Origin of the sequence: Ralstonia nicotianae, assembly GCF_018243235.1 — a bacterium.
GTDB lineage: Bacteria > Pseudomonadota > Gammaproteobacteria > Burkholderiales > Burkholderiaceae > Ralstonia > Ralstonia nicotianae.
Genome location: NZ_CP046675.1, coordinates 1,679,401 through 1,697,338, shown reverse-complemented (window position 1 = coordinate 1,697,338; position 17,938 = coordinate 1,679,401). Strand labels below are relative to the sequence as shown.

Annotated in this window: 8 protein-coding genes; 6 read left to right on the top strand and 2 right to left on the bottom strand. The window is 70.5% G+C overall.

Annotated features, from left to right (window positions below; all coding sequences use genetic code 11):
- Positions 1-149: 149 nt before the first annotated feature.
- Entirely contained in the window at positions 150-1,724 is a 1,575-nt protein-coding gene (ahpF, locus tag GO999_RS23270) for an alkyl hydroperoxide reductase subunit F (protein ID WP_211906946.1), read from the bottom strand.
- A 116-nt stretch (positions 1,725-1,840) separates the two neighbouring features.
- The gene (gene ahpC / locus GO999_RS23265) at positions 1,841-2,404 is read right to left on the bottom strand and encodes an alkyl hydroperoxide reductase subunit C (protein ID WP_011003559.1); all 564 of its coding nucleotides are present in this window, start codon (positions 2,402-2,404) and stop codon (positions 1,841-1,843) included.
- Positions 2,405-2,805: 401 nt separating this feature from the next.
- On the opposite strand from ahpC, the gene GO999_RS23260 reads away from it, so the two are divergent.
- The 6 genes from GO999_RS23260 (at position 2,806) to glgB (ending at position 17,711) form a co-directional block, all read left to right on the top strand.
- Positions 2,806-5,031 carry a TonB-dependent hemoglobin/transferrin/lactoferrin family receptor gene (locus GO999_RS23260; protein WP_249215094.1) on the top strand — a complete coding sequence of 742 codons (2,226 nt, stop codon included), beginning with the start codon at positions 2,806-2,808 and terminating at the stop codon, positions 5,029-5,031.
- Positions 5,032-5,056: 25 nt separating this feature from the next.
- Positions 5,057-6,196 carry a hemin-degrading factor gene (locus tag GO999_RS23255; RefSeq protein ID WP_211907210.1) on the top strand — a complete coding sequence of 380 codons (1,140 nt, stop codon included), beginning with the start codon at positions 5,057-5,059 and terminating at the stop codon, positions 6,194-6,196.
- A 380-nt stretch (positions 6,197-6,576) separates the two neighbouring features.
- Complete coding sequence (glgA, locus tag GO999_RS23250) at positions 6,577-8,202, top strand: glycogen synthase GlgA (RefSeq protein WP_211906944.1); 1,626 nt, start codon at positions 6,577-6,579, stop codon at positions 8,200-8,202.
- Positions 8,203-8,302: 100 nt separating this feature from the next.
- The gene (locus GO999_RS23245) at positions 8,303-11,908 is read left to right on the top strand and encodes a maltotransferase domain-containing protein (protein WP_211906943.1); all 3,606 of its coding nucleotides are present in this window, start codon (positions 8,303-8,305) and stop codon (positions 11,906-11,908) included.
- Entirely contained in the window at positions 11,905-15,387 is a 3,483-nt protein-coding gene (gene treS, locus GO999_RS23240; RefSeq protein ID WP_211906942.1) for a maltose alpha-D-glucosyltransferase, read from the top strand. The genes GO999_RS23245 and treS overlap by 4 nt, the downstream gene beginning before the upstream one ends.
- Positions 15,384-17,711, top strand: a complete 2,328-nt coding sequence (glgB, locus tag GO999_RS23235) for a 1,4-alpha-glucan branching protein GlgB (RefSeq protein ID WP_211906941.1) — start codon at positions 15,384-15,386, stop codon at positions 17,709-17,711. The genes treS and glgB overlap by 4 nt, the downstream gene beginning before the upstream one ends.
- The last annotated feature ends 227 nt before the right edge of the window (positions 17,712-17,938 follow it).

Here is a 17,938-nt window from a genome sequence, read left to right as displayed (position 1 = left end):
CGTCGATGGACACACTATAAATGCGAATCATTCGCATTACAAGAACTATTTTTGTGTCCGTGCCGGCGACCCGGTTTCCGCACGGCAAACAAAAAAAAACCGGGCCCGCTTGCGCGCGGCCCGGCTGCTAACACAGGGTCGAAATCAGTTCAGGCGGCTTCGGCCAGCGGCACCCGGATCAGGTGATCGAAGGCGGACAATGCGGCCTTGGCACCCTCGCCCGTGGCGATGATGATCTGCTTGAACGGCACCGTGGTCGAATCGCCCGCCGCGAACACGCCCGGCACGCTGGTGTGGCCACGCGCATCGACGATGATCTCGCCGAAGCGGTTGCGCTCCACCACGCCGTCGAGCCACTCGGTGTTGGGCACCAGGCCGATCTGCACGAACACGCCTTCCAGCGCGACGTCGTGCTCGGCGCCGTTGGTGCGGTGCTTGTAGCGCAGGCCGTTGACCTTTTCGCCGTTACCGGTGATCTCGGTGGTCTGGGCGTTGGTGAGGATGGTCGCGTTGGGCAGGCTTTCCAGCTTGCGCACCAGCACGGCATCGGCCTTGAGCTGGTCGCCGAACTCGAGCAGCGTGACATGGCTGACGATGCCCGCCAGGTCGATCGCGGCTTCCACGCCGGAGTTGCCGCCGCCGATCACGGCCACGCGCTTGCCCTTGAACAGCGGACCATCGCAGTGCGGGCAGTACGCCACGCCGCGGTTGCGGTATTCCTGCTCGCCCGGCACGTTGACGTTGCGCCAGCGCGCGCCGGTCGACACGATGATCGAGCGGCCCTTGAGCACCGCGCCGTTGGCCAGCGTCACCTCGGCGAGGCCGCCCGGCTCGTCGGCCGGCGTGAGCTTGACGGCGCGCTGCACGTTCATGATGTCGACGTTGTACTGGCGCACGTGCTGCTCCAGCGCGGCGGCGAACTTCGGCCCTTCGGTCTCCGGCACGGAGATGAAGTTCTCGATGCTCATCGTGTCGAGCACCTGGCCGCCGAAGCGCTCGGCCACCACGCCGGTGCGCACGCCCTTGCGCGCGGCATACACGGCCGCCGCCGCGCCGGCCGGCCCGCCGCCGACGATCAGCACGTCGTACGGTGCGCGGGCGTTGAGCTTCTCGGCGTCGCGGGCGGCGGCGCCGGTGTCGATCTTGGCGAGGATCTCTTCCACACCCATGCGGCCCTGACCGAAGACTTCCCCGTTCAGGAAGAGGGTCGGCACGGCCATGATCTTGCGCGCTTCCACTTCGTCCTGGAACAGCGCGCCGTCGATGGCGACGTGCTGGATGCGCGGGTTGATCACCGACATGACGTTCAGCGCCTGGACCACGTCCGGGCAGTTCTGGCACGTCAGGGACATATAGGTCTCGAAGCGGAAATCGCCTTCGATGTTGCGAATCTGTTCGATGACATCGTCATCGAGCTTGGGGGCGTAGCCGCCCACCTGCAGCAGCGCGAGCACGAGCGAGGTGAACTCGTGGCCGGTCGGGATGGCCGCGAAACGGACACCGACATCGGTGCCGGTGCGGCGGATCAGGAACGACGGCTTGCGCTCGGCGTCGTCGCGCTGTTCGGTGAGCGCGATCATGCCGGACTGCGCGGCGACATCACGCAGCAGGTCCATCATGTCGCGGGAGCCTTCGCTGTCATCGATCGAGGCAACCAGTTCGATGGGCTGCACAAGGCGTTCGAGGTAGGCTTTCAGTTGGGCCTTGACATCAGCGTCCAGCATGGCGATTTCTCTTCTTGGCTACGTTGGAATTCGGTGCGGGGACGCGGCACGCGCCGCGCCCCGGGGGGCAGCAGCCGGGCAAGCCGGCCGCGCGAGGAGAGGGCTGCGGTTACCGCTTAGATCTTGCCGACCAGGTCCAGCGACGGCTTGAGCGTCTTGGCGCCTTCGTTCCACTTGGCCGGGCAGACCTGGCCGGGGTTGCTGGCGACGTACTGGGCGGCCTTGAGCTTGCGCAGCGTTTCCTTCACGTCACGCGCGATGGCGTTGTCGTGCACTTCCGAGGTCTTGACCACGCCTTCCGGGTTGATCACGAAGGTGCCGCGCAGGGCCAGGCCTTCTTCGGGGATGTGCACGCCGAAGGCGTTGGTCAGCACGTGGGTCGGATCGCCCACCAGCGGGAACTGGGCCTTGCCGACGGCCGGCGAGGTTTCGTGCCACACCTTGTGCGAGAAGTGCGTGTCGGTGGTGACGATGTAGACCTCGGCGCCGGCCTTCTGGAATTCGGCGTAGTTGTCAGCAGCGTCTTCGACTTCGGTCGGGCAGTTGAAGGTGAAGGCGGCCGGCATGAAGATCAGCACGGACCACTTGCCCTTGAGGTTCTGCTCGGTGACTTCGACGAACTTGCCGTTGTGGAAAGCTTGTGCCTTGAAAGGCTGCACTTGGGTGTTGATCAGCGACATGGTGGTTTTCGGTTGGTTGCGTGGTTGACAACGGGAGTGATCGTAACGTGGTCCGCCGCATTGCACAAATTGATTGATCTGATTACACCGATTACCCACTCCTATTGCGCGGTCAAGATCACCAACAAAAGTGATTCATCAATCCTATTTCTTGCCTTCTTCACGCTTTGTTACCATTATTGATAATGATTCTTATTTGCATTTAAGGCACTTCCCTCTGCAAGCCATGCGTCCGGCCCGCGCCGCGCTCCAGCCAGCCACGGGATTTCCCCTTCTCGACACTGGAGCACGACATGCCGTTGTACCCGCCCCGTCAGGGCACCCCGGGCGCGCCTGCCCGTTTCCGTTGCGCCACCGATTCCGCCGGTGGCGTTCGGCCACCGTGCCGGATGGCGCCCATCGTGACCGCCGCCGCGTTGCTGTGCGCACCGGCGGCGGGTGCTGAACCGTCCCCCCCCGCCTACGCCCCGGTACTGGCGACACGCGCCGACCTGACGCTGGACCCGGTCATCGTCACCGCCACGCGGTCGCGAACGGCGTTGAGCCGCACGCCGGCCAGCGTCTCGGTGATCACCGACACCGATCTGGAGGAACAGCAGGCCGACAACATCAAGGAAGCGCTGCGCTACGAACCGGGCGTGACCGTGCGCCGCAGCGCGTTCCGGCCGACATCGGCGGCGTCCAGCGGATCGGCCGGCGGCTTTGGCGGCAACCAGGGCATCAACATTCGCGGGCTGGACGGCAACCGCATCCTGCTGATGGAAGACGGCATCCGCCTGCCGGCCGCCTTTGCCTATGGGCCGCTCAATGCCGGCCGCGGCGACTACGCCGACATGGCGCTGCTGCGCAGCATCGAGATCCTGCGCGGGCCGGCCTCGTCGCTGTACGGCAGCGACGGGCTGACCGGCGCAGTCAATTTCCTCACCAAGGACCCGCAGGATCTGCTGGACGTGTTCGGCAAGGCGTCGTACTTCGGGCTGCGCTCGGGCTATGACTCGACCGATCGCAGCTTCGGCACCACGGTTTCCACCGCCCTGGGCGGCGAACGGTTCCAGGGCACGCTGATCGCCGACGGCCGGCGCGGACACGCTGTCGACAACCAGGGCAGCAACGGCAGCGCGGGGGCGGCCCGCACCACGCCCAACCCGCAGGACACCGATAACACCGCGCTGCTCGGCAAGCTGGTGTTCAAGGCCACGGCCCGCGACACCTTGAAGCTGACCGGCGAGTCGGTGCGCCAGCGCATCGACAGCGACGCGCTGTCGGCCGTCACCCCGACGCTGCGCAGCCTGCGCTCGGCCGACCGGCTGGAGAGCCAGCGTGTCAGCCTCGACTACGACCATGCCGACGCCGACAACCGCTGGTTCCAGAACGCCCATGCCCTGGTCTACTTCCGCCGCGCCGAGATCGGGCAAGCGCAGGACGAGATCAGCGTCGCCTCGCAGCGCTCGCGCAACAACCACTACCGCGACCACACCTTCGGCCTGTCGTCGCAACTGGAAAGCAACTTCCGCACAGGTTCGCTCTCGCACAAGCTCGTGTACGGCGCGGACGCCAGCTTCTCGCGCATCGACAGCGACCGCTCGGGCACCGGGCCGGCGGCGTCCGACAACTTCGTCAACAAGGTCTTCCCCGACACCGGATACGCGCTGCTGGGCGCCTTCATGCAGGATGAGATCCGCCGCGGCAGCCTGAGCGTCATTCCGGCCCTGCGCTACGACACATACCGGCTGAAGCCGCGCAACCCGGGCGATCCGCTCTACACCGGCGTGCAGGCGGGCAGCAGCGACGGTGCGCTGTCGCCCAAGCTGGCGCTGATGTATGCCTTCGCGCCGGCCGCCACCGCCTACGTGCAATACGCGCGCGGCTTCCGCACGCCGACACCCGACCAGGTCAACAACGGCTTCACCAGCACCGCCGGTTCGCGCGTGTACTACCGCAGCATCGGCAACCCCCGCCTGAAGCCGGAGACCAGCGACACGGTGGAAGTGGGCCTGCGCGGCAAGCTCGATATCACGCGGGGCCGCATCGCATACAGCGTGGCCGCCTTTGCCGGGCGCTACCGCAACTTCATCGATCAGGTGACGGTCGGCGGCAGCATCACCAGCCCGACCAACCCGCTGACCTATCAGTACGTCAATGTCAGCCGCGCGTTCATCCGCGGCGTGGAGGCACGCGGCGAATGGCGGCTGCCGGCCGGCGTGAAGCTGCGCGCGGCGGCGGCCTATACGCGCGGCACGGCCGAAGACGCCGGCGGCGCTACCACGCCGCTCAATAGCATCAACCCGCTGCAGGCTGTGTTCGGCGTGCGCTACGAGCCCGGCGAGCGCTGGTTCGCGCAGACCGACATGACCTGGCAGATGGCCAAGAGCCCGAGCACCATCCGCCCGCCCGGCACCGGCGCCACGGCCGACTTCGCGACGCCGTCGTCGCTCGTGGTGGATGTGGCGGGCGGCTACCGGCTGAACAAGCACGCCTCGCTCTACCTGGCCGTGCGCAACCTGTTGGACCGCAAGGTGTGGAACTGGTCGGACGTGGCGGGCCTGGGCCTGGCCGGCTCGACCGCCCTCGACGCCTACACCGCGCCCGGCCGCACCTTCGCGGCCACCGTGAAGATCGAGTTCTGACCCGCCGACAAGGAGTGATGTGATGATGAACCCGCCCGCCCCTTCCCTGCCCACCGGCACGCCGGACGAACGCATCGCCCGCGCGGCCCGACTGCGCGAGCGCCACCGCGCCCTGCTCGCCGAACGCAGCCTGCGCCAGCGCGATGCCGCCGCCGAGCTGGGCGTGTCCGAAGGCGAACTGGTCGCCGCGCGTGTCGGCGCCGATGTCACGCGGCTGCGTGCCGGCGAGGACGGCCACTTCATCGGCCTGTTCGAGCAGCTCGGCGCGCTGGGCCGCGTGATGGCGCTCACGCGCAATGCCGCCGCCGTGCATGAGAAGGACGGCACCTTCACCAGCCTGAGCCACACAGGCCTGGTCGGGCTGGCGCTCGGCGCGGAGATCGACCTGCGCATGTTCTACGCGCACTGGGCACATGCCTATGCCGTGACCGACACCTCGCCGCGCGGCACGCTGCACAGCCTGCAGTTCTACGATGCCTGTGGCGAGGCGGTGCACAAGGTCTACCTGCGCGAGCACAGCGACCACGCCGCCTGCGACCGCCTGGTGGCGCAATGGCGCGCCGATGACCAAGCGCCCGGCGACGCCATGCAGGCGCGCCCCGCCCCGGACGCGCCGCGCCCGGACAGTGCCATCGACGTGCCCGCGCTGCTGTCCGCATGGGAAGCGATGACCGACACGCACCAGTTCTTCGGCCTGCTCAAGGCGCACGAGGTGGCGCGCACGCAGGCGCTGCGGCTGGCCGAAGGGCGCTTCACCCTGGCCGTGGCGCCGACTGCGCTGAGCGCGGTGCTGGAGGAAGCGGCCGCCACCGGCCTGCCGATCATGGTGTTCGTCGGCAACCGGGGCATGGTGCAGATCCACACCGGACCGGTCACGACCGTGCGGCGGCTCGACGGCTGGGTCAACGTGCTCGATCCCGGCTTCAGCCTGCATGTGCGCGGCGACCTGATCGACCGCGCCTGGGTGGTCTGCAAGCCGACCTCGGACGGCGTGGTGACCGCGCTCGAACTGTTCGATGCGCAAGGAGAGACCATCGCCATGCTGTTCGGCGCACGCAAGCCGGGTGAGCCGGAGCGGCCCGCCTGGCGCGACCTGATGCGCCGCTTGCTGGACGAGCGGCCGGCATGCCTGCCGCTGGGTTGCGCGATGGCGGGTTCGGCATGAGCGCCGGCGATGCGGGCCGCCGCCCATGGCTGGCCATGGCCGGGCCCGCTTCGCGCTGACGGCCCGGCACCCGGCCATCGTCGCCGCGAGGTGACGGCGCGGTGCCCTGCGCACGTGCGCCCGGCGGCATAGGCGAAATTACACGGCGCGCGCACGGGTTGCACGCACCGCACGTGGGCGCCGGCGGCGAGGTGCCGCGTGGCGGCCAGCAAACAGGCGGATGCCCGCGCCTGCGTGTCGGTGTCTGTCCGACTGGCATAGGACTTGCGCGACCCGGGAGATCGCAAACTCGCCGCCCGCGCCGACGGTTGATGCCAGCCCAGCGACACGCAGGGACGGGCTTCGGTCCGGCGCCGGTGGCCTTCGCTGGGAGCACGATCTTGTCGCTGAACGTCCTCTTTGTCGCATCGGAAGCGGTGCCGCTGGCCAAGACCGGTGGCTTGGGAGACATGGTCGGGGCATGCGCCGGCGCGCTGCAGCGCGCCGGATTGCACGTGACCGTGATGCTGCCGGGGTACCCCGCCGCGCAGGCGCAGCTGCGCGATGCCCGGGTGGCCTGCGCGCTGCCCGATCTGCCGGGCGGCCCCGCGCGCGTGCTGCTGGGCGCGATGCCCGATACCGGCGTGCCGGTGCTTCTGCTCGACGCCCCGGCGCTGTTCGATCGCCCGGGCAACCCGTACCTCGATGCCTGCGGCGAGCCCTACGCCGACAACGCGCTGCGCTTCGCCGCGTTCAGCCATGCGGCCGCGCACGTGGCCGGCGGCGTGCCCGACCTGCCCGCATTCGACATCGTGCAGGCGCATGACTGGCATGCCGCGCTGGTGCCGCTGCTGGTCAAGCGCGCGGGACGGCCGGTCAAGACGGTCCTGACCGTGCACAACCTGGCGTTCCAGGGCAACTTCCCGCCGCGCATCGCGCAGGACCTCGGTCTTCCCCCGGAGGCGGTGCGCGGGGCCGGATTCTTTGGGCAGTTCAGTTTCCTGAAAGCGGGGCTGATGTGGGCCGACCGCATCACCACCGTAAGCCGGACCTATGCGCGCGAGATCCTGACCGACGCCTTCGGCTACGGCATGCAGGACGTGCTGCGGGCGCGCCGGCATGACCTCGTCGCCATTCTCAACGGCATCGACAACGCGGTGTGGAATCCCTCGAAGGATGCTTACCTGTCGCGGCCGTTTTTCGCGGGCAACCTGAGCGGCAAGCACGCCGCCAAGCTGCAGCTGCAGACGCTGCTGCGCCTGCCGGAAGACGCGCATGCGCCACTGCTGGCGCTGGGCAGCCGCCTGACGCACCAGAAGATGGCGGACGTGGCGCTGCAGGCGCTGCCGCAGATGCTGGAAGCCCATCCCGACCTGCAGGTGGCGGTGCTGGGCTGCGGCGAGCGCCGCTATGAAAGCGCCATGGCCGCCCTGGCCGAGCGATATCCGCGCCGGATGGCGGCCGTGATCGGCTATACCGAGCGCAACGCGCACATGCTGCACGCCGGCGCCGACCTGCTGCTGCACGGCAGCCGTTTCGAGCCGTGCGGCCTGACACCGCTGTATGCCATGCGCTACGGCACGGTGCCGGTGGCCTCGCGGGTGGGCGGGCTGGTCGACACCATCGCCGATCGCGGCTCGCCCGAGGCGGCGCTGCGCGGCGCCACCGGCTTCCTGTTCGACGGCGAGACGCCCGAGGCCATGGCGGGCGCGGTGGCGCGCGCGCTGCGCGTGTTCGTCCAGCCGCGCGCATGGCGCGTCCTGCAATACAACGGCATGACGACGGACTTCGGCTGGTCGCAGCCGGCGCGCGAGTACCTGGCGCTGTATGCCTCGCTGGCACCGCGCGCCACGCCGATGCCGCATCTGCAGCACTGGCCGATGCGCACGCTTGCGCGGCCCGCGAGCCCCCCGGACACGGCGCCGGTGGGCAAACCCGCGCGCCGGCGCCGGACGACGGCGTTGTCCACCACGGCCCGCGCGCACCCGGTGGCGCGCGCCGCCGGCCGGGAAAAGATCCGCGCATGACATGCCGGCGGCACGGGCCGGGCCATCGCCCGGCCATCACGATCCGGCCGGACGCTGCCTTCGACGCGCCCGGCGCTCAACGCTCCAACGGCACCGACGCATGACCGATCCGAAGACGTTCGCGGCACCCGCCTCCCGCACCCCGCCCGCCCCGCCGCCCCGCGCGGCGGAAGACACGCAGCAGCCGGCCGCCGCGCAAACGCCCACGCAAGCACCTCCCGCGGCAGCCCCGCACGCCCGGCCCGAGGCGCAGTGGAGCGCGGCGGCATTCACGCCGGCGATCTGCTATCTCCATCCCTTGCAGCAGGGTCCGCTCGACCAGTGGGGCGGTCTGCTGGACCGCATCGCCGCGCTCGGCTTCGACCACGTGCTGATCGCGCCGCCGTTTGCGGTGGGCGCGGGCGGCAACGTGTTCGTCACGCGCGACCACGCGCGGCTGCATGCCGCGCTCGGCGGCGGACCCGCACATGCGGCGCTGGGCCGGCTGGCCGACGCTTGCCGGCAGCGCGGCCTGGCCCTGCTGATGGACCTGGTGATCGACCGCGTGGCGACCGACGCCCCGCTGCGCGCCGACCACCCCGGCTGGTTCCACTGCCGCGCCGAGCACGGCGACGCGCTGGACCCGCGCCTGCCGCCGTCGCACCTGGAGGTGGCCTCGTTCCGCCACGACGATGCGCATTGCGCCGAGGCCATCGGCGCGTGGTGGATGCAGCAACTGCGCGCGTGGACGGCGCTCGGCATCGGCGGCTTCCGCTGCGAGGCGCCGGCCCGCCTGCCGGCGGCGCGCTGGCACCCGCTGATCGCGGCCACGCGCGAGGGCGCCGGCGCGCGGCCGGTGCGCTTCCTGGCCTGGACGCCGGGCCTGGACGGCCGGGCCGTCGAGGCCCTGGCCGACGCCGGCTTCGATGCCACCTTCTCGTCGCTGCGCTGGTGGGATTTCCGCGCCGGCTGGATGGTGGAGGAACACGCGCGGCTGGCCGCCGTCGCGCCGCCCATCGCCACGGTGGAGGCGCCGTTCGGCACGCGCTACGGCCAGGCCTTCGGCGATGCCATGACGCGCGAGCGGGCCTACCGTCGCATGCTCGACGTGGCGGACGTGCTGGGTGCCGGCTGGCTGATGCCGTTCGGCTTCGAGCGCGGCGCGCTGCTGCCGATGCAGCCCGATCGCGGCGACCCGACCGACGCGCAGTGGATCGACGCGCATGCGGCCTTCGACCTGTCCGACGCGGTGCGCGACGTGAACGCGACGCTGCGTGCCGCGCAGGCCGCCGGCACGGTGGCCGCGCGCGCGGACCTGCGCATGCTGACCGGCCCCGACGCACGCATGAGCGCCCTGCTGCGCGCCGACGGCCCCGACCTGCGGGCGGACGATGCGGCGACGCTGCTGGTCATCAACCCCGACCTGCACACCGGCGTCGCGGCGCAGGCGGACCGCTTCCTGCCCGGCGTGGCGGGCGGCTTCACGCGCGGCGTGGCGCTCGACCTGCTGACCGAGCCGGCCGGCAGCCGCGACGAGGCCCTGCGCGCCAAGGCGCGCGCGCTGGCGGAGATCGACCTGCCGCCGGGCGGCGTGCAGGCCTGGCGCGTGTTCCGCAGCCGTCCGGTCCGGTGGCGCCCCATCGTGGCGCCCGGCGGGCAGCGGGCAATCCCGGGCGATGCAGACAGCGGGCGCGCCGGCACCGCCGTGGCCGCGCCGCGCATCGCCATCGAACACGTGGCCCCTGCCGTGGACGACGGCCGCTTTGCCGTGAAGCGGCTGGTGGGCGACGACATCGTCGTCGAAGCCGACGTGCTGATGGACGGGCACGACCAGCTGGCTGTAGAACTGCAGTGGCGCGCGGACGATGACGACGCCTGGCAGCGCGTGCCGATGGTGCCGCTGGGCAACGACCGCTGGCGCGGCGCCTTCCGGCCCGAACGGCTGGGGCGGCATGCCTATGCCGTGGCCGCCTGGCGCGATGCCTTCGGCACCTTCCGCGCCGAGCTGGAGACGAAGCACGCAGCCGGCGTGGAGGTGGCCGTCGAGCTGGAAGAAGGCGCGCAGCTGGTGGCGCATGCGGCCGACCACGCGCCCAAGGACGCCCCGGTGGACGCACTGCACCAGTTGGCGGACCTGCTCCGGGCCACCGCCCCGGACCCCGCGCACCGGCTCAAGCTGCTGCTGGACCCGGCCACCGCGCACGTGATGGCGCAGGCCTCGCACTTCCGGCCGTTCCATGTGCGCAGCGCACCGTATCCGCTCGACGTGGAGCGCAGCGGCGCCGCGTTCGCCAGCTGGTACGAGCTGTTCCCGCGCTCGGCCAGCGGCGACGCGCAGCGGCACGGCACCTTCCGCGACGTGGCGCGCCGGCTGGGGGTGATCCGCGCGATGGGCTTCGACGTGCTGTACTTCCCGCCCATCCACCCCATCGGGCGCACCCACCGCAAGGGGCGCAACAATAGCCTGCGCGCCGAGCCCGACGACCCGGGCAGCCCCTACGCGATCGGCGCGGCGGAAGGCGGGCACGATGCCATCCACCCGCAGCTCGGCACGCTGGACGATTTCCGCCGGCTGCGCGATGCCGCCCGCGGGCAGGGGCTGGAGCTGGCGCTCGACTTCGCCATCCAGTGCTCGCCCGACCACCCCTGGCTGCGCGCGCACCCGGGCTGGTTCGCCTGGCGCCCCGACGGCAGCGTCCGGTACGCCGAGAACCCGCCCAAGAAATACGAAGACATCGTCAACGTCGATTTCTACGCCGCGAGCGCCAAGCCCGCGCTGTGGCTCGCGCTGCGCGACGTGGTGATGTTCTGGGCCGACGAGGGCGTGCGGCTGTTCCGCGTCGACAATCCGCACACCAAGCCGCTGCCGTTCTGGGAATGGATGATCGGCGAGGTGCGCGCGCGCTACCCCGATGCGATCTTCCTGTCGGAGGCGTTCACGCGGCCCAAGGTGATGTACCGGCTGGCCAAGGTGGGCTTCTCGCAGTCTTACACCTACTTCACGTGGCGCCACGGCAAGCAGGAATTCATCGACTACCTGACCGAGCTGACCCGCACGCCGGTGCGCGAGTATTTCCGGCCGCACTTCTTCGTCAACACGCCCGACATCAATCCGGTGTTCCTGCAGACCTCGGGGCGGCCGGGCTTCCTGATCCGCGCGGCGCTGGCGGCCACGCTCTCCGGGCTGTGGGGCGTCTATAACGGATTCGAGCTGTGCGAGGGGCAGGCGCTGCCCGGCAAGGAGGAATACCTGGACGCCGAAAAGTACCAGCTGCGCGCGTGGGACCACGACCGGCCGGGCAACATCGTCGCCGAGATCGCGCTGCTCAACCGCATCCGCCGCACCAATCCGGCGCTGCATTCGCACCTGGGCGTGCAGTTCCAGCCGGCCTCGGGCGAGGGCATCCTGTACTTCAGCAAATCGACGCCGGCGCCGCTGCCGACCCACCCGGCCGAACCCGCCGATGCCGCGCCGGAGCGCTTCGGCGACAACACGCTGCTGGTCGCCATCAGCCTCGACCCGCATCACCCGCAGGAGGCCGACATCGAGCTGCCGCTGTGGCAGTGGGGCCTGCCCGACCACGGCGCGCTGATGGCGGAGAACCTCGTCGACGGCGCGCGCTTCGTGTGGCGCGGCAAGCGGCAGCACGTGCGGCTGGCGCCCGAGCAACCGTTCGCGATCTGGCGCGTACGACCCGCGCTGCCTTCGGAGGAGCAACCGTCATGACGCGCAACCCGACCGTGCTGCTGGTGGACGACGCGCTCTGGTACAAGGACGCGGTCATCTATCAGCTGCACGTCAAATCGTTCTGCGACTCGGACAACGACGGCGTAGGGGACTTCCCGGGCCTGATCTCCAAGCTCGACTACATCGCCGAGCTGGGCGTGGATGCGATCTGGCTGCTGCCGTTCTACCCCTCGCCGCGCCGCGACGACGGCTACGACATCGCCGAATACCGCGGCGTGCACCCCGACTACGGCACCATGGCCGACGCGCGCCGCTTCATTGCCGAGGCGCACGCGCGCGGCCTGCGCGTCATTACCGAGCTGGTCATCAACCACACCTCGGACCAGCACCCGTGGTTCCAGCGCGCGCGGCGCGCCAAGGCGGGCTCCGCGCTGCGCGACTTCTACGTGTGGTCGGACCACGACAAGAAATACGCCGGCACGCGCATCATCTTCATCGACACCGAGCCCTCCAACTGGACCTGGGACCCGGTGGCCAACGCCTACTACTGGCACCGCTTCTATTCGCACCAGCCCGACCTGAACTTCGACAACCCGCGCGTGCTCAAGGCCGTGCTGGGCGTGATGAAGTTCTGGCTCAACCTGGGCGTGGACGGCCTGCGGCTCGATGCCGTGCCCTACCTGGTGGAGCGCGAGGGCACCGCCAACGAGAACCTGCCCGAGACGCACGCCGTGCTGCGCAAGATCCGCGCGGCGATGGACGCGGAATTCAAGAACCGCCTGCTGCTGGCCGAAGCCAACCAGTGGCCCGAAGACACACAGGAATACTTCGGCAACGGCGACGAGTGCCACATGGCCTTCCACTTTCCGCTGATGCCGCGCATGTACATGGCGATCGCGCGGGAGGACCGCTTCCCGATCACCGACATCATGCGGCAGACGCCCGAGGTGCCGCCCACCTGCCAGTGGGCCATCTTCCTGCGCAACCACGACGAGCTGACGCTGGAGATGGTGACCGACGCGGAGCGCGACTACCTGTGGGAGGTCTACGCCAGCGACCGCCGCGCGCGGCTCAATCTCGGCATCCGCCGGCGCCTGGCGCCGCTGCTGGAGCGCGACCGCCGCCGCGTGGAGCTGATGAACAGCCTGCTGTTCTCGATGCCCGGCACGCCGGTGATGTACTACGGCGACGAGATCGGCATGGGCGACAACATCCACCTGGGCGACCGCGACGGCGTGCGCACGCCGATGCAGTGGTCGCCCGACCGCAACGGCGGCTTCTCGCGCGCCGATCCGGAGCAGCTGGTGCTGCCGGCCATCATGGGCTCGCTGTACGGCTATGAATCGGTCAACGTGGAGGCGCAGACGCGCGACGCGCATTCGCTGCTGAACTGGACGCGCCGGCTGCTGGCCACGCGCAAGCGCCACCGCGTGTTCGGGCGCGGCAGCATCCAGTTCCTGCAGCCGGCCAACCGCAAGGTGCTGGCCTATGCGCGCGCGCTGGAAGGCGAGGCCCCCATCCTGTGCGTGGCGAATCTGTCCCGGGCCTCGCAGGCGGTGGAGCTGGACCTGGCCGCCTATGCGCAGCGCGTGCCGGTGGAGTTGATCGGCGGGACGGCCTTCCCGCCGATCGGCCAGTTGCCCTATCTGCTGACGCTGCCGCCCTATGCGTTCTACTGGCTGGAGCTGCGCGAGAACGAGCCCGGCCCGTCGTGGGCGCAGCCGGCCGCGGAGCAGTTGCCCGAGTTCACCACGCTGGTGCTGCGCGCGAGGCTCGATGCGCTGGCCGACACACGCCAGCGCGAGGCGCACCGCCAGCTGGTCGAGCGCGAGATCCTGCCGACCTACCTGCCCAAGCGCCGCTGGTTCGCGGCCAAGGACAGCGTGCTGCGCGGCGCGCACTTCGCCTGGGGCACCGAGCTGCCGGTGGATGCGGCCTCCACCAACCGGCCGCTGGCGGGGGCGACCCGGCCCGAGGTGTTCATCAACGAGATCGCCGTCACGCTGGGCGACGCGGACGGCACCGAGCGCACCGAGCGCTACCTGCTGCCGCTGTCGATCGCGTGGGAGAGCGCCACGCTGCCCGCGCTGCCGATCCAGCTGGCGCTGGCGCGCGTGCGGCGCGGCCGCCATGTCGGCTACCTGACCGATGCCTTCACCACCGAGACCTTCGCCCGTGTGCTGCTGGCCAACCTGGTGCGCGGCGTCACGCTGGAGGCCAGCGACGGCCGCGTGCATTTCGAGCCCGAGCCGCACCTGGCCGAACTGGCCGAGCCGCCGGTGGCCGCCGAAACCGCGGCGGTGCGCCCGGCGCCGCTGCCGCTGGCGCCCGACGCGCCGGTGCAGTGGCTGGCGGCGGAGCAGTCCAACAGCTCGCTGGTGATCGGCGAATCGGTCATCGTCAAGCTGATCCGCCGGGTGGCGGCGGGTGTGCATCCGGAAGTGGAGATGACGCGCCACCTCACGCGCATCGGCTATGCCAACACGGCCGCGCTGATCGGCGAGATCGCGCACGAGGGCGCGGACGGCGAGCGCAGCACGCTGGCCGTGCTCCAGAGCTTCGTGCCCAACCAGGGCGATGCGTGGACATGGGCACTCGACTACCTGCGCCGCACCATCGATGAGCTGGCGGTGCTGACGGAGGCCGTCTCGGCCGGCGACGGCGACGCGGCGCCCACCGCCGTCTCGGAAGCGCGCACCGATACCGACGAAGCGCTGGCGGGCTACCTGGCCTTCATCGGCGCGATCGGCACGCGGCTGGGCGAGCTGCACGTCGCGCTGGCCGGGCCGTCTGACGATCCGGCCTTCGGCACCCGCGCCGCCGACGCCGACGACGCAGCCTTCTGGACCGCGCGCGTGGACGAGGAGCTGGCCCGCGCGCTCGACCACCTCGCGGCATGGCAGGCGGCCAACGGACCGCGCGCCGAGGTCGGCTGGCTGCTGTCGCAGCGCGATGCCCTGCTGGAAGCCGCCCGCGAACGCGCGCAGGGCGGCCTGGGCGCGATGCTGGCGCGCGTCCACGGCGACTTCCACCTCGGCCAGGTGCTGGTGGCGCAGGGCGATGCCTACCTGATCGACTTCGAGGGCGAGCCGTCGCGGCCGGTGGACGAGCGCCGGCGCAAGACCAGCCCGCTGCGCGACGTGGCCGGGCTGGTGCGCTCGCTCGACTACGTGGTGGGCGCCATGCGGCAGGGCCCCGAGCATGTGGCCGGACCGGCGCAGGAGCGGCGCGACCAGCTGCTCGAACGCTTCCGCAATGCGTCCACCGAGCGCTTCCTGGAGGCCTACGCGGCCGCCATCCTGGCCCCCGGTTCCGATGACGGCGCCTGCATGCTCGATCTGGACCTGCTCGACCTGTTCCTGTTGGAGAAGGCGGCCTACGAGGTCAACTACGAAGCGGCCAACCGGCCGACGTGGCTGCCGATCCCGCTGGCGGGCCTGGCGCGGGTGGCGCGCCGGCTGCTGCCGGCGGACGTGGCGCCGCCCGTGGCGCGGGATCCGCTCGGAGGCCCGCCGTGACCTCGGCCCATGACTTCGCCACGGCCACCCGGCCGGCCACGCCCAGCGCGGCGGCCCAGGAGCCTGCGCCCGCGCTGCCGCCCGGCCTCGACCGGAACACGCTGGACGCGCTGACGCACGGCCGGCTGGGCGACCCGTTCGCGGTGCTGGGGCCGCATCGGCTGGAGACGGCCGAGGGGGAGAGGCCGCACCGGATGGTGCGCGCCTTCCATCCCGGCGCGCGGCGCGTGCAGGCCATCGACCCGCGCGGCCAGGTCATGGCCGAACTGGCGCCGGTCGGGCGCACTGGGCTGTTCCACGGACGGCTGCCCGACGACGCGCCCGATGCCGACGGCCACCCCGGCGCCTACCGGCTGCGCGTGATCTGGCCGGCCGGCGCCGGCCATGAAGCGGTGCAGGAAGCGGAAGACCCCTACGCCTTCGGCCTGTTGCTGGGCGACCTGGACCTGCACCTGATCACCGAAGGCCGGCACTGGGAACTGGCCCGCTGCCTGGGTGCCCAGGCCATGCGGCAGGACGATGTGGCCGGCGTGCGCTTTGCCGTGTGGGCACCCAATGCCCGGCGCGTGTCGGTGGTCGGCGACTTCAACCAGTGGGACGGCCGCCGCCACCCGATGCGGCTGCGCCACGGCACCGGCGTGTGGGAGCTGTTCGTGCCCGCCGGCCTGGGCGCGGGCCCGGGCTCGCGCTACAAGTTCGAGCTGGTGGGCGCCGACGGGCATCTGCTGGTCAAGGCCGACCCGGTGGCACGCCGCACCGAAGCGCCGCCCGCGACCGCCTCGGTGGTGGCCGATCCGCTGCCGTTCCGATGGTCCGACGCGGCATGGATGGAAACCCGCGCCGCGCGCCAGCGGCCCGATGCGCCGATCGCCATCTACGAGGTGCACGCGGGCTCGTGGCTGCGCGACGTGGAAGACGGCGGCCGCAGCCTGGACTGGGACGCGCTGGGCGAGCGGCTGATTCCGTACGTGGCCGGGCTCGGCTTCACGCATGTCGAACTGCTGCCGGTGGCCGAGCATCCGTTCGGCGGCAGTTGGGGCTACCAGCCGCTGGGGCTGTTCGCGCCGTCGGCGCGCTTCGGCCCGCCGGAGGCCTTCGCGCGCTTTGTCGAGCGCTGCCACCAGGCGGCGCTGGGCGTCGTCGTCGACTGGGTGCCGGCGCACTTTCCCAGCGACCCGCACGGCCTGGCGCGCTTCGACGGCACCGCGCTCTACGAGCACGCCGACCCGCGCGAAGGCTTCCACCAGGACTGGAACACCCTCATCTACAACTTCGGCCGCCACGAGGTGCGCGGCTTCCTGATCGCCAGCGCGCTGGAATGGCTCGAGCACTTCCACATCGACGGCCTGCGCGTCGACGCGGTGGCCTCGATGCTCTATCGCGACTACTCCCGCCCGGCCGACGCCTGGGTGCCCAACCGCTACGGCGGCCGCGAGAACCTGGAGGCGGTCGCCTTCCTGCAGCAGATGAACGCCGTGGTGCACGCGCGCTGCCCCGGCGCCATCACCATCGCCGAAGAGTCCACCGCGTGGCCGGGCGTCACCGCCGCCGTCGAAGTCAACGGACTGGGCTTCGACTACAAGTGGAACATGGGCTGGATGCACGACACGCTGCACTACATGCAGCGCGACCCCATCTACCGCCAGCACCATCATGACGGCCTGACCTTCGGCCTGGTCTACGCCTTCTCCGAACGGTTCATCCTGCCGCTGTCGCACGACGAAGTCGTGCACGGCAAGGGCTCGCTGCTGGGCAAGATGCCCGGCGACGACTGGCAGCGCCTGGCCAACCTGCGCGCCTACCTGGCCTTCATGTGGACGCATCCCGGCAAGAAGCTGCTGTTCATGGGCGGCGAGTTCGGCCAGCTCGGCGAGTGGAACCACGATGCCGCGCCGGAATGGCACCTGCTGGACGACCCGCGGCACCGCGGCGTGCAGCGGCTGGTGCACGACCTGAACGCCCTCTACCGCAGCGAACCCGCCCTGCACGCGCGCGACTGCGCGCCCGAAGGCTTCAGCTGGGTGATCGGCGACGACCGCGCCAACAGCGTCTTCGCCTACCTGCGGCTCGACACCGCGGGCACGCCGATGCTGATCGTGGCCAACATGACCCCGGTGCCGCGCGACGGCTACCGGATCGGCGTGCCGGATGTCGATGGCGCGGTGCGGTGGCGCGAAATGCTCAATACCGACAGTGCGGTGTATGGCGGGACCAATCTTGGGAATGGCGGTGTTGTGGATGTAGAGGATGTGGAGTCGCACGGGTGGCGGCGGTCGGTGGTGGTGCGGTTGCCGCCGTTGGCTGTTGTGGTGTTGAAGGTTTGAATCTGGTGATGGGTGTTGATTTGTTTGTTGTGGGGATGGGCTGGTTTTTTTGTTGGTGGTGCATCCCTGGTTTCGTCCCCTGGCGGGGCTGGGCTTGGTGGTCCATCCCTTGTTTCATCCCCTGCCGGGGCTGACTCACTTTCTTTGTCTTGCCAAAGAAAGTAAGCAAAGAAAGGCGCGCCCGATGCGGCGACACCCTCCTTGAATTTGTGTTGCAGGGAGGGGAA